This is a genomic window from Deinococcus depolymerans (assembly GCF_039522025.1).
GTDB lineage: Bacteria > Deinococcota > Deinococci > Deinococcales > Deinococcaceae > Deinococcus > Deinococcus depolymerans.
In genome coordinates this window covers 183,174-196,178 of the sequence record NZ_BAAADB010000003.1, presented here as the reverse complement: position 1 = coordinate 196,178, position 13,005 = coordinate 183,174, and the positions used below count along the sequence as shown (strand labels likewise).

Sequence of the window (13,005 nt, the reverse complement as noted above, 5' to 3'; positions counted from 1 at the left end):
CCGCGGCGACCCTCCACCCCCGCCCGGGGAGCCCCGGCTGTCACGGCACGCTGGGTTCGATCAGGCCGTAGTGCCCGTCCTTGCGGCGGTACACGACGCCGCAGGTGTTGGTCTGCATGTGCATGAACACGTAGAAGTCATGCCCGAGTGCCTCCATCTGCGCGACGGCGTCCTCGGGGCTCATGGGGCGCATGTCGAAGCGTTTCATGCGGACGATCTCGGGCGTGAATTCGCTCACGTCGTCCAGGCCGGCGTTCACGTCCGCCTCGGCTGGGCCGGGTTCGGGCTGGGGCGTGACCTCGTGACGGCTCTTGAGGTAACGGGTCTTGAATTTCCGCAGCTGACGTTCGAGCACATCGCTGGCCTTGTCGATGGCGGCGTACATGTCCGCGTGGTGTTCCTCGGCGCGGATGATGCCGCTGGGGACGTTCAGCTGCACCTCGACCCTGTTTCGCCGGCCGGAGTCCCGCACGTCACGGACGGTCAGGGTCACGCGGGCGTCGGTGATCTGATCGTTGTAACGGTCCAAGCGCGTGAGTTTCTCCTGCACGTAATCACGCATGGCGTCGGTGACTTCAACGTTCCGGCCTGACAGCTTGTAGATGTGCACGGCTTTCACCTCTTCCTTTTCCCGGAGGGTGGGATCGGCTCCGGTGATTCACTCTAGGCCGAAGGTCAGCGGCGTGTCAGGCGAACAGCTCACTGCGCCGCGCGGGCGTTTCGGGGTATGCTCCGGAGCAGAGCGTACGGGCGTTGCCAGGGCAGGGCCGTACGGCAGCCCCCTTGTGCCGCCGATTCGGTGTGCTCCCCGGCCCGCGGCAGGTGTCCACCAGTCAGATGAAGGTCCGGGGTGTGCGCGCCGCCCGACCCCGGCTGTATCCTGAACGCGTGAAGGTAGACCGGCAGGAACAGGAAGAGGCGCGCCGCGACCGGATCGCCCGCGCGGCCTTCGAGTTGTTCGCACGCAGCGGTCTGGACGCCATCAGCGCTCAGGACATCGCGCGCGCCGCCTACGTGAGCCGCACCAACCTGTACCGGTACTACCCCAGCAAGGTGCACATGCTGCTGGCGCACTTCGAGAAGGCCGTGCAGGCCAGCCGGGACGACGCGCTGGAACGCCTGCGGGCCGGCGCGAACCCGCAACAGGTCTGGGACAAGGTGACGGCCCGCATGGCCGACCTGGGTGTCCGGTACCGTCACCTGGTGGGCGCGGTCGGTCAGGCGGTCCTGGGGGCCTCGCCGCTGCCGGCCGAGAGGGCAGCCCCCGCGCGCACCGAGGCGCGGCTGGACCTGCCGGGTGACGGCATGCGGACCGCCCTGACCCTGGCCGCGCTGGTGGAACCGGTGCTGCTGGCCATGCAGAGCCAGGGCCGCCTGCGTCCGGAGGCGAACGTCAACATGCTGAGCGTGCTGCTGGTCGACGCGTTCATCCTGGCGCTGCTGCACGGGGGGCACCGCGACCAGCGGGACGTGCTGCGCGACTGGCAGGACCGCTTCAGCCTGCTGATGCACGGGGCGCTCGCACCGGACAGTGCCGCCCACCACGACCTGAAGTCCTGAACGCGGCGCGTTCCTCATACGGACTCGGATTGAACGGCTTTGTAAGCCGTTCAATCCGAGCGGGCGGACCCGCCGAGCTGCGCCGCAGGCCGAGTGGGAGCAGAGCGGACGGTCGGGCGTGGCGCCGGCAACCCGGTGGGTTGGCGGGTGGAGGGCGAAACAGGCGGCAGTCCGTATCAGCGGACGCCGGCGCAAGAGGGTGGCAGACGCCTCTGCGCCGGGGTCGTCACAGCGCCTCGACGAACGGTGCGCCCGTGCTGGCACGCACCCCGTCCAGCGTGGCACCGGGCATCAGTTCGGTCAGGGTGAGCGTCCCGTCACGGAATTCGAACACGGCCCGGTCGGTGATGATCATGCTGACCGCGCCGCGCGACGTGAGCGGCAGGGTGCACTCGGGGACCACTTTGGGCGTGCCGTCCGGGTCGGTGTGGGTCATCAGGACGATCAGTCGCCGCGCGCCGCTGGCGAGGTCCATCGCGCCGCCCACGCCCAGCAGCGGCTTGCCCGGGACCGCCCAGTTCGCGAGGTTCGCCTGCGCGTCGACCTGCAACCCCCCCATGACCGCCACGTCCACGTGCCCGCCGCGGATCATGCCGAAGGAGTCGGCGGAGTCGAAGTAGCTCGCGCCGGGCAGCGCCGTGACCGGGATCTTCCCGGCATTCACCGGGTAGTCCAGCGCGCCGCCCTGCTCGGGCGCGGGGCCGACGCCCAGCATGCCGTTCTCGGTGTGCAGGTTCACGCCGTGCTCCGGGGTGATCAGGTCCGCGACCAGCGTGGGAATCCCGATGCCCAGGTTCACCACGTCCCCGCGCCGCAGCTCGGCCAGGGCGCGGCGGGCCATGTGCATCCGCGCCTCGTCCACCTTCTTGGCGCTGCCCTTCACGTCCGCGCTGCTGCCGAGCGCCTCGGCGGTCAGGGTCGCCTGCACGAGGTAATCCACGTACAGGCCCGGCGTGTGAACCCCCTCGGGCGGGATGGTGCCGACCGGGACGATCTCCTCGACCTCCGCCACGACGAGGTCGGCGGCGGTCGCCATGGCGCGGTTGAAGTTCTGCTCGGTCAGGCGGTACTGGAGGTTCCCGGCCTCGTCGGCCCGCCACGCGCGCACGAAGGCCACGTCGCCGCGCAGGGCGGGCACGAAGACCATCTCCCGGCCGTTCAGGACGCGCACATCGGCGTCCCCGGCGATGACGGTCCCGGCGGCGGTGGGCGTGTAGAAGCCCCCGATGCCTGCCCCGCCTGCGCGTAGCGCCTCGGCCAGCGACCCCTGCGGGATGAGCTGCACCTCCAGGCGGCCCTCCTGCGCGGCCGCCACCGCCTCGCGGTTGCTCGTGAAGAACGACCCGACGGCCTTCCTCAGCTGCCCGTTGCGGAGCAGTCGCCCGCCGCTCAGGCCCGCCTCGCCGACGTTGTTCGCCACGTACGTCAGGTCGCGCACGTCCGTCTCGGCCAGCGCGTGCACGAGGTGCACCGGGTTCCCGGTCATGCCGAAGCCGCCCACCAGCAGCGTCTGGCCGCTCTTGACCAGCGCGGCGGCCTCGGCGGCGGTGATGACCGGAACGTGCTTCAGACCCGTCGGGGTTGCAGTGACCGTCATGCTTCGATCCTCTCGATGATGGCGGCCTCACCCTGCCCGACGCCCACGCACAGGGTCGCCAGTCCGTAGCGGCCCTCGCGGCGGGCCAGTTCGTGCGTCAGGGCCACGATCAGGCGGGCGCCGCTCATGCCCAGCGGGTGCCCCAGGGCGATGGCGCCGCCGTTCACGTTCACGCGCTCCTGCGGCAACTCCAGTTCGCGGATGCAGGCCAGGGCCTGCGCGGCGAACGCCTCGTTCAGTTCGATCAGGTCGAGGTCCTGCACGCTCAGGCCGGTGCGGGCGAGCAGCTTGCGGGTCGCGGGGATGGGACCCAGTCCCATCACGCGGGCCTCCACGCCGGCCGCCGCCGCGCCCACCCAGCGGGCCAGCGGCGTGACGCCCAGCTCGCGGGCCTTCGCGGCGCTCATCAGGACCAGCGCGGCCGCGCCGTCGTTCAGGCCACTGGCGTTCCCGGCGGTCACGCTGCCCCCCTTGCGGAAGGCGGGTTTCAGGCCCGCCAGGGTGGCCTCGTCGGTGGCGAGGGTGAAGCCGTCAGCCGCGCGGGTCACGCGGGGGTGCTCGTCGGTGTCGAACACGGTGACGCCCTTGCGGCCCCTGACCTGCACGGGCACGATCTCGCCCTTGAAGCGTCCGGCGTTCAGGGCGTCCATCGTCTTGCGCTGACTGTCCAGCGCGAAGGCGTCCTGATCCTCACGGGTGATCTCGCCGCCGGCATACGCGCCCTCGCGGGAGCGCTCTGCGATGTTCTCGGCGGTCTCCCCCATCGCCTCCAGCGGGAACAGGGCCTCCAGCGCGGGGTTCGGGAAGCGCCAGCCGAGCGTCGTGTCGTACGCGGTGACGTTGCCGTTCGCGAAGGCCTGCGCGCCCTTGGGCATCACGAGGGGCGCGCGGGTCATGCTCTCCACGCCGCCCGCCACGTACACGTCCCCGTCGCCGTTGCGGATCGCGCGGGCGGCGGTGTTCACAGCGCTCAGGCCACTGGCGCACAGACGGTTCACGGTCAGGCCCGCCACGCTGTCCGGCAGGCCCGCCAGCAGGGCGGCCATGCGGGCGACGTTGCGGTTGTCCTCGCCTGCCTGATTCGCGCAGCCCAGGATCACCTCCTCGATCAGAGTGGCGTCGATCCCGCTGCGCGTGACCGCCTCGCGGATGACGTGCGCGGCGAGGTCATCGGGGCGGACGGTGGACAGCGCCCCACGGATCGCGCCGATGGGCGTGCGGACGGCCGCGACGATCACCACGTCACGGTCGTGCAGGTCATTCAGGTGGGCAGCAGCAGGCTGGGTCATGGATTGGGTTCCTCCGGTCGGGCAGCGGCAGGCGCCGCCGGAACGGAGCCGGCGGCGCAGAGGCTTGTGGGTCGACCGCTGCATTCAAGCGTGCCGCCGCCCGGATTGGAAGGGGTGCCGGCCTGTCAAACGGAACGCCATCCCTGACACCTGATACGGATTCCGCCCGTTTCGTTAACAACCCGCAGGGGGGGGCGGCGGCGTCCCTCCAGCACCCCGGATACGGACCCCGATCAATGGAACAGCCGCCGCCCGGGCGCCAGAGGGGGCGCTCACGGAAACCGTCCTCCGCGGCGCCCTGCCGGCTCCCCCTCTTCCGGCCTCCCCCCAGGAGGGACGGGCAACCGCTGCGTGTTCATCGCCGGTCTGCCATCAGGTCGGCCCCCGTCCACACCTCCCATGACACGACCCGGCCCTGAGATCCGCGCACCAGGGGCGCAGCGGAAGGTCAGGGCCGGGAGACGCGGGAGCAACCAGGACGGTTCAGGGTTGCCGGGCGCGGCGCAGGCGGTTCAGGATCGCGAAGACCTGCCGCTGCTCCTCGGCCAGCAGGGCGCGGCGCAGCGCCTCGCCCGAGAGGGGTTGCGCGGGCGCCTCGCAGGGCTGAACGGGTCGGTACGCGGCGCCGGGCGCCTGAACGCGGGGTTCTTCCCTCAGGTAGGGTGTCCCCCACTGGGCCCAACTGGATTGTTCTGCGTCCCTCACCTTCCTGGTCATGCGGACAGAGTAATGAGGACAATCGCACAATTCTCTGACTGAACATTGAAAGGTCGTGTCAGCCGGCCAGCGCCACCGACCGGGCCTCATGAGCGGCGCACCAGGGAAACGTGAACGCGCCCAGACAGCGTGCGGGCCGTGACCGTGACGGGCGGTATGCTCGCGGGCGTACAGGGCGCGCGGCCCCCAGAGGACCGCCGCGCCGGGAGGACACCCTATGCCGACCATCACCCAGTTCCGCAGCTGGCAGGACCTGACTGCCCACGCCGACGCCACCCGAACCCTGCACCTGCGCGACCTGTTCGCCGCCGACCCGCAGCGCGGCGAGCGCCTGAACGCCGAGGGCGCCGGGCTTTACCTGGACTACAGCAAGAACCGCGTGACAGACGAGACCCTGAACCTGCTGCTGGCCCTGGCCCGCGAGACCGGCGTGGAAGCCCGCCGCGACGCCATGTTCGCCGGCGAGAAGATCAACGTGACCGAGGGCCGCGCCGTGCTGCACACCGCCCTGCGTGCCCCGAAAGGCGCGACCGTGCTGGTGGACGGCCGCAACGTCGTGCCGGACGTTCACGAAGTCCTTGACCGCATGGCGGCCTTTGCCGACCAGGTGCGGGCCGGCAGCTGGCTGGGGCACACCGGCCGACCCCTGAAGAACATCGTGAACATCGGCATCGGCGGCAGCGACCTGGGCCCCGTCATGGCCTTCGAGGCCCTGCGGCACTACGCGCAGCGGGACCTGACGCTGCGCTTCGTGTCGAACGTGGACGGCACCGACCTGACCGAGAAGACCCGCGACCTGGACCCGGCCGAGACGCTGGTCATCGTGTCGAGCAAGACCTTCACGACCCAGGAGACCATGGCGAACGCCCAGAGTGCGCGCGCGTGGCTGCTCGCAGCCCTGAAGGACGACGCGGCGGTCGCGCGGCACTTCGTGGCGGTGTCCACGAACGCGGACGCCGTGCAGACGTTCGGGATCGACACCGCGAACATGTTCGGCTTCTGGGACTGGGTGGGCGGCCGGTACTCCATGGACAGCGCCATCGGCCTGAGCCTGATGCTGGCCGTCGGCCCCGACCACTTCCGGGAACTGCTGGCCGGGTTCCACGCCATGGACGAGCACTTCCGCACGGCGCCGCTGGAGCAGAACCTCCCGGTACTGCTGGGCCTGCTGGGCATCTGGTACAACAACTTCCTGGGCGCGCAGAGCCACGCCGTGCTGCCCTACGACCAGTACCTCGCGTACTTCCCGGCGTACCTGCAGCAGCTCGACATGGAAAGCAACGGCAAGCACGTCACCCTGGACGGCCAGACCACCGATTACCAGACCGGACCGGTCATCTGGGGCCAGCCCGGCACGAACGGCCAGCACGCCTTCTACCAGCTGATCCACCAGGGCACCAAACTGATTCCCGCGGACTTCATCGGGTTCTGCCAGACCCTGAACCCCCTGCCGCTGGAGGGCGCGCCGCACCACGACCTGCTGATGGCCAACGTGTTCGCGCAGACCGAGGCGCTCGCCTTCGGCAAGACGCTGGATCAGGTGCTTGCAGAGGGCGTCCCCGCCGACCTCGCCCCGCACCGCGTGTTCGACGGCAACCGCCCCACCAACACCCTCCTCGCCGACCGCCTCACCCCCCACACCCTGGGCGCCCTGATCGCGCTGTACGAGCACAAGGTGTTCGTGCAGGGCGCGGTGTGGAACATCAACTCCTTCGACCAGTGGGGCGTGGAACTCGGCAAGGTCCTCGCCGGGAAGATCGTGCCGGAACTGCACGCGCCTTCCGAACCCGACCTGCACCACGACAGCTCCACCAACACCCTGATCCGCCGTTACCGCACGCGCCGCTGACAGCGGTTTGCTGTTCGATCGGGGGCCGCACGGCCCTCAACTCCACCTTCAACTGATACGGACTCGGAGGGCTGCTCCGCAGAGGAGGAGCTGGACGGGTTCCGGACGTGGCGTTGACAGCTCGGTGGTGTTCCGATCTGTGAACGAAACAAACGGCAGTCCGTATGATACGGACTCCGATTGAATGGGCTGCAAAGCCCATTCAATCCGAGCGGATGCGAGTAGGAGAGAAACGGATTCCGGACGTGGCGTTGACAGATCGGTGGTGTTCCGATCTGTTAACGAAACAAACGGCAGTCCGTATGATATGGACGCTCGGCGCGGCAGGAACAGAGAACCCCTCCCGGTCCTGCAGGACCGGGAGGGGTTCTCTGTTGGTCAGGGAATCTGGCAGCGCAGGGGATTGATGCCGACCTCCAGACCGCAGGGGTTGATGGGTTCACGCGGGGGGAGGGGCGGCGTGACCGGCGGGGGCGGGGTCACGACGCCACCACCGGTCGCGCCGCACAGCAGCTGGGTCCGGGTCTCACCGAGGTCCTTGCTCCACTCGCCAAGATTCCTGCCCAGCACCTTCAGGCGGGCGCCCACGGCGATGCTCAGGCCGGCGTCCAGGCAGTAGTTGAACTGGCTGTTGGCGTAGCTGACGTTTCCTTCCAGGAAGGCCTTGGGGTAACCGTAGGCGAAGGCCACACCGTAGAATTTCAGCCCGGCTTTTGCGCCCACCCAGCCGCGGAGTTTGCCGCTGCCGTTGATGGTCAGGCTCTGATTGAAGCTCTTGCTGGTCTCACTGATGCTCCTGAACCCCTCGCCCTTGTACCAGCCGACGCCGTACCGGCCGTTGAAGGTCTGCTCGACGGTGTACTTGACCTGCGCGGTCACCTGCCCGTTGGCACCCACGTACAGTTCCACGCTGGGCGTCACGACGATCGGCACGGGACCGGCCCAGATGACGTACGTTCCGTAGTTCAGGGTCAGCAGGTGGGCTTCCTGGGTGAATCCGAAGGTGCAGGTCGCGTCGAGGGTCAGGTTGGCCTTCTCGGCGAGGTTCACGCCCGCCTCGACCTTCTTGAGGCTGAACCAGGAGATCTTGACGTTGATGAAGCCCTGCAGGTTCGCGCTGAGCGTGCCGGTCAGTTTGATGGCGCCGGTTCCGCAGTCGGCGATCTTGTGATCGAAATTCTTGTTGATTCCGGCGATGTTGAAGGTCTTCTGCGGGTCGAGCGTCTGCACGCTGGGGTTGACCGGGCCGAAGTCCTCGGGTTTCAGGTCGTAGCGGGTGCCGTCGGCGTACACGACGCTCTGCAGGCTGGTCAGCGGAACGTTGTAATCCTCGACCAGGTCCATGTCCTGCACGCTCTCTTCCAGGCTCGACTCGACGGTCTCGATGACCATGTTGCCGCCCTGCATGCTGGTGGCCGTGACTTCCCGCACGAACCCGTAGGGTGCCTGTGTGGTGGGAGCGCTGACGATGTTGTCGCCGGGAACGGCACTCAGCAGTTGCGTGGCGGCCGGGTCGGTGGTCGTGATGGGCACGATGATCTCGCCATCCCCGATTTCCGAGTCGATGGGCAGCAGCTGGCTTCGCAGCATCATCGGTTCAATCCGGGCGCCGTTCGCGAGGCGCTGCGCGCCGGCACCGGGGGCGCCCAGGATGATCGTCCGGCCAGTGTGGGCCGGCGCGGTGGCCTGCGGCGTGTCGGGTTGGCCGCACGAGGAGAGCAGGGCGGCCAGGCTGATCAGTCCCATGGATACGTACTTCATGTCGTTCCTCCTGCCACGGGGACCGGCCCCGTGGATCACGCCGGCGGCGGACCGAGCGGGTCCGCCGCCCCCAGGCGTTGATGGGGCAGTGTGTCGCCTGACGGGTTAACCGGCAGCCAAGGCGAGCGAGGAATTGCCTGCCAGACGGTCCTGAGTACGGCGGCGGTCATGGGTGTGATCTGGAGGGGACACCACCGGGAAGATGTGCATCTGATAAACAGGGCACATACTTCTCTCAAGCCGTCCTTAGAAACCCAGGCCCTCTCAATGTCACAGAAGGTGGTGTTCCACCCTGCGTCTGACCCTCATTCCCGACGCCATGTCCACCCGCGCCCTGACAGAAACCCGGGAGTTGACGTCCCGGTTCTCCAACACGCTCCTCATGCTGGCGCGGCGTCACCCGGACCGTTCCACCGCCGATCTGGCCGGCACGCTGCTTGCCGGGATGCCGCGGCCAGGCCCGGCGTCCCTGAACGACCGGCCCCTGCCGGCTTGCCTGCAACAGGCCGTGATGACCGAGGTGGACCGCGCCCGCCACTGGTCACGCGGCGGCCTGAAATGCGCCTCGTACTCGCTGGACACCGCGCACCTGCAGGTGGAGCGCCAGGGCGGACACGTCCGCCTCTGGACGGTGCAGGGCACGCTGGACATTCCCACGCGGCTGGGCAATTACCAGCGGCACCTGCTGAGCCGCCACGAGCTGCGCGGCGGGCGCGTGATCCTCAGCCGCGCCGGGGAATGGTACGTGCAGCTGCAGCTGGGGGACCGCGTGACCCCGCCGGCTTCCCTCGCCGACACCCTGGAACGCGAGGGGCACTTCGGGCAGGTCGCTGCCCTGCTGCGCGACCGCCCGCCTGAACCGCGCACCCGCGCGCAACTGGCCCTGGCCCTGCTGGAGACCGGGCAGACCGATCAGGCCGAGTTGGAGCTGCTGACCGCGCTGGGTCACCCGCCGGCCGACGCCCGCGTCCACCTGGGGCTGAGCCTGCTGGCCGGCAACCGCCGGGAGCCTGCCGCGCGACTGGACCATGCGCGGCGAGGCCTGGACAGCGCCCCGGACGACTTCACCCGCTGGTGGTTGCGCTGCTCGGAAGCGCGGGCCCTGGTGGAACTGGGGCAGGCGCCGGCCGCGCAGGAGATCATGCGGGCGCTCCTGCTCGACATCCCGGCGTCCGAGTTGCGCAGCCGCGCCCGTGCGCTGTACTTCGCGCAGGGCGTGGCGGCGGCCCTCGACGACTTCGGCACGCAGGACCGGTATGCCCGGGAGGCGCTGCGTCTGTTCGACCTGCTGGGCTGTCACGGCGAGGGCCTCTCGCTGCGGCTGGACCTGGGTTACCGGCTGTACTTCCAGGGGCGCGCCGAGGAGAGTTTCCAGATGATCGACCAGGTCATCGGGTTGACGGCCGGGCACGGCGACGCCCGCGCCGGGGCGGCGCACCTGATCGCGGCGGAACTGCGGCTGCTGAGCGAGCAGTACCGCGAGGCCCTCGCCCACCTCGCGCGGGTCAGTGAGGCCCAGCAGCGCAGCGCCAGTGATCGCCTGGACCTGCCGGTGCGGGCCTTCACCGCCGAGTGCCAGTGGCGACTGGAGCAGCTGGACTGGGCGGAGTTCGAGTGCCGGGTTGAGTCGCTGCGCCCCACGCAGGAATTCGATCAGGTCATCCAGGCCTTCTACGCCGGTCTGCTGGCCTTCAGGAACGGACAGACCGAACAGGCGCGCGCGGCCTTCGAGCGGGTCACTGCCGGCGTGGCGCTGCTGGACGGCTTCCGGCTGCGCGCCCAGGCGTTTCTGGCCTACCTGCGCTGGGATTCCGGGGAGCCGCTGCCACAGGCCAGCGCCGCCCTGCAACGCGCCCTGGAACACCTGGGCGGCGAGCTGGCCCTTGGGCTGGATGCCGACCGGCTGGCCCCGCTGTACGCCGCGTGCGCGCAGGCAGGCGTGGGCGGCCGGTCCATGCAGCGGCTGGCCCAGCGGCAACGGCCGCTGCTGCGGGTCAGGACGCTGGGCGGCTTCCAGGCAGACGTGAACGGGCAGGTCGTCCACGTGCGGCTGGGCAAGGCGCGGGAACTGCTGGTCTACCTGCTGCTGCACGGTCCGGCCGGACGCGACACGCTCATAACCGCCCTGTGGGACGGCTCGGCGCGCGAGGGACTGGGCTCGTACTTCAAGCAGTCGCTTCACGCGCTGCGCGGGGCGCTGCGGCCCTTCATGCCCGGCGGCCTCGATCCGGTTCCGCATCAGCGGGGTCAGTACCGCGTCTCGGAGCGCCTGGACGTGCAGTGTGACGCTGCCCGGATGCTCGGGAGTCACCTGCACGGCGGCACCGCCGACCTGCAGACCCTGCTGGTCGGGTACGCCGGTCCGTTCCTGCCGGGCGTGGAGACCGAGTGGGCCGAGCAGGTACGTGACCGTCTGGAGTACCAGGCGCAGGCGCTGGCCATGACCCTGGGAAAGAACCTGCTTCCGCAGGACCCCATGGCCGCCGCGCACGCCTACCTGCAGGCCACCCGGATCAACCCCCTGTTCGAATCCGCCTGGCGGGCCGCCGAGGCGGCCTTCGAAGCGGCCGGCCACCCTCATCTGGCGCGCCACACCCAGGAGACGTACCGGCTGGCCCTGCAACGCGAACTGGGCGAACAGCCCGCGCGCCGCTGACCCGGAGGCCGTGCGGGGGCGAGGGTCGCGGGCCGTCTCCCTGGCCAGGCCGGACGCCCGGCAGCGCCCCCGCACGGCCGGAGTGGCCCGCGGGTCCCCGGACCGCCGGCCGATCCGTTCCAACCGGGCGCGGGCGCAGCGCGGCGCCGGACGGATTGTCCGGCGGTTATCCCCCTTCCCGGCAAACTGACCGCAGTTCACCACCGTCCGCCCCGGCCCCTGGTTTCCTGTCCTGGCGCGCTCCTGGCCGCCTCGTTCCCGAATGGAGGTTTCACTGTGAAGACCCTGATCAATCAACTGCTGGTGCTGGTCTGCCTGGCCCTGATCGCCGCGCCTTCCTCCACGTCCCTTGAGATTCCGTGCTGCATCACGGGCGGCGGGCCGCTGCCCTGACCCTGTCCCGGCAGGACGGCGCCGCACCGGCCTGACCGGAGGCGAGGCGCGTCCTGCCGGCCGGTGTTTACTTCCACCCGCATCCGCTCGGATTGAACGGTTCTCGCCAACCATTCATACGGGATTAAATTGACTTGCTTGCAACGTGAACTCGTTCAGCTGTCCCCTCTCCCCCTGTGGGAGAGGGAGGGAGGAGCGAAGCGACGGAAGGGTGAGGGGGCCACCGGGCGAATCAGAATGACGTGGAATCACTTTAATCCCGTATCAGTCGGAGTCCGCATGACCGGAGCAGACGGAACCCGGATCACGCCGACGGCCGCCACAGGCGGCCGCTCCCGTTTCCCGTTTCCCGGCGTCAGCCCTTGCGCAGGGTGTTGAGAATCCCGGCGGCGATCTCCTCGACGCTGGCGGAGGTGGTGTCGCGCACGGGAATTCCGGCGCGCTGGAACAGGCGTTCGGCGCGGCGGACCTCGAACTCGCACTGTTCGGGGCTGGCGTAGCGGCTGCCGGGCTTGCGCTGCGTGCGGATGGCATGCAGGCGGCGTGGGTCGATGGTCAGGCCGTGCAGTTTGGCGCGGTGCGGCTCGAGCGGGATGGGCAGGCTGTCGCGTTCGAAGTCGTCCTCGGCGAGCGGGTAGTTGCTGGCCCGCACCCCGTGCTGCAGGGCCAGGAAGAGGCTGGTGGGGGTCTTCCCGGCGCGGGAGACGCCGACCAGGATGACGTCCGCGAGGCTGTACTGGCGGTCGCCCAGGCCGTCGTCGGTGGCGAGGGCGAAATCAAGGGCGTCCATGCGGCCCAGGTACTCCTGGGTGTCGCGCATGTCGTGGTGGCCGCCGATGATGCGGGCGGCCGGCTGCGCGAATTCCTGTTCCAGCAGGGTCAGGCCCGGGGAGAGCACGTCGAACACCTGGGCGGGGCTGGTCTGGAGTTCCTGGATGACGTCCGGGCGGGTGACGGTCGTGAAGACCAGGGGGCGCTCCCCGCGCTGCGCGAGGGCGGTGATCTCGCGGGTGACGGCGCGGGCGGCGGTCACGTCGGCAGTGAAGGGGCGGCGCAGGTACCGCAGCGGCTGGCCGGGAAAGTGGGCCAGCAGGGCGCGGGCGATGTTCTCGGCGGTGAGTCCGGTGTGGTCGCTCACGATCACGATGGTGCGCGGTTCGGGCATGGCTTCAGCGTGACATAC

At 69.7% G+C, this 13,005-nt stretch carries 9 protein-coding genes; 3 read left to right on the top strand and 6 right to left on the bottom strand.

Annotated elements, in window-relative coordinates; translation table 11 throughout:
• Window positions 1-40 precede the first annotated feature (40 nt).
• The gene (hpf, locus tag ABDZ66_RS01320) at window positions 41-610 is read right to left on the bottom strand and encodes a ribosome hibernation-promoting factor, HPF/YfiA family (RefSeq protein ID WP_343755829.1); all 570 of its coding nucleotides are present in this window, start codon (window positions 608-610) and stop codon (window positions 41-43) included.
• A gap of 278 nt (window positions 611-888) precedes the next feature.
• Between hpf and ABDZ66_RS01315 the strand changes: the two genes are divergently transcribed.
• Entirely contained in the window at window positions 889-1,560 is a 672-nt protein-coding gene (locus ABDZ66_RS01315; RefSeq protein WP_343755208.1) for a TetR/AcrR family transcriptional regulator, read from the top strand.
• A gap of 226 nt (window positions 1,561-1,786) precedes the next feature.
• Here ABDZ66_RS01315 and ABDZ66_RS01310 read toward each other — a convergent pair whose 3' ends face one another.
• From ABDZ66_RS01310 to ABDZ66_RS01300, 3 genes are all read right to left on the bottom strand, one after another.
• Window positions 1,787-3,157: a 3-oxoacid CoA-transferase gene (locus tag ABDZ66_RS01310; protein ID WP_425544383.1), complete on the bottom strand. Its 1,371-nt coding sequence runs from the start codon at window positions 3,155-3,157 to the stop codon at window positions 1,787-1,789.
• Entirely contained in the window at window positions 3,154-4,446 is a 1,293-nt protein-coding gene (locus ABDZ66_RS01305; RefSeq protein WP_343755207.1) for a thiolase family protein, read from the bottom strand. Before ABDZ66_RS01305 ends, ABDZ66_RS01310 begins: the two co-directional genes overlap by 4 nt.
• A 483-nt stretch (window positions 4,447-4,929) precedes the next feature.
• The gene (locus ABDZ66_RS01300; RefSeq protein WP_343755205.1) at window positions 4,930-5,163 is read right to left on the bottom strand and encodes a hypothetical protein; all 234 of its coding nucleotides are present in this window, start codon (window positions 5,161-5,163) and stop codon (window positions 4,930-4,932) included.
• Window positions 5,164-5,380: 217 nt separating this feature from the next.
• Between ABDZ66_RS01300 and pgi the strand changes: the two genes are divergently transcribed.
• Complete coding sequence (gene pgi, locus ABDZ66_RS01295) at window positions 5,381-7,012, top strand: glucose-6-phosphate isomerase (protein WP_343755203.1); 1,632 nt, start codon at window positions 5,381-5,383, stop codon at window positions 7,010-7,012.
• A 378-nt stretch (window positions 7,013-7,390) separates the two neighbouring features.
• Here pgi and ABDZ66_RS01290 read toward each other — a convergent pair whose 3' ends face one another.
• The gene (locus ABDZ66_RS01290; protein ID WP_343755201.1) at window positions 7,391-8,773 is read right to left on the bottom strand and encodes a hypothetical protein; all 1,383 of its coding nucleotides are present in this window, start codon (window positions 8,771-8,773) and stop codon (window positions 7,391-7,393) included.
• A gap of 382 nt (window positions 8,774-9,155) precedes the next feature.
• On the opposite strand from ABDZ66_RS01290, the gene ABDZ66_RS01285 reads away from it, so the two are divergent.
• The gene (locus tag ABDZ66_RS01285; protein ID WP_343755199.1) at window positions 9,156-11,429 is read left to right on the top strand and encodes an AfsR/SARP family transcriptional regulator; all 2,274 of its coding nucleotides are present in this window, start codon (window positions 9,156-9,158) and stop codon (window positions 11,427-11,429) included.
• Between the two features lie 748 nt (window positions 11,430-12,177).
• Here the strand turns inward: ABDZ66_RS01285 and ABDZ66_RS01280 are convergent.
• Window positions 12,178-12,987, bottom strand: coding sequence for a pyruvate, water dikinase regulatory protein (locus ABDZ66_RS01280; protein WP_343755197.1), 810 nt, complete (start codon window positions 12,985-12,987; stop codon window positions 12,178-12,180).
• Between the last annotated feature and the right edge of the window lie 18 nt (window positions 12,988-13,005).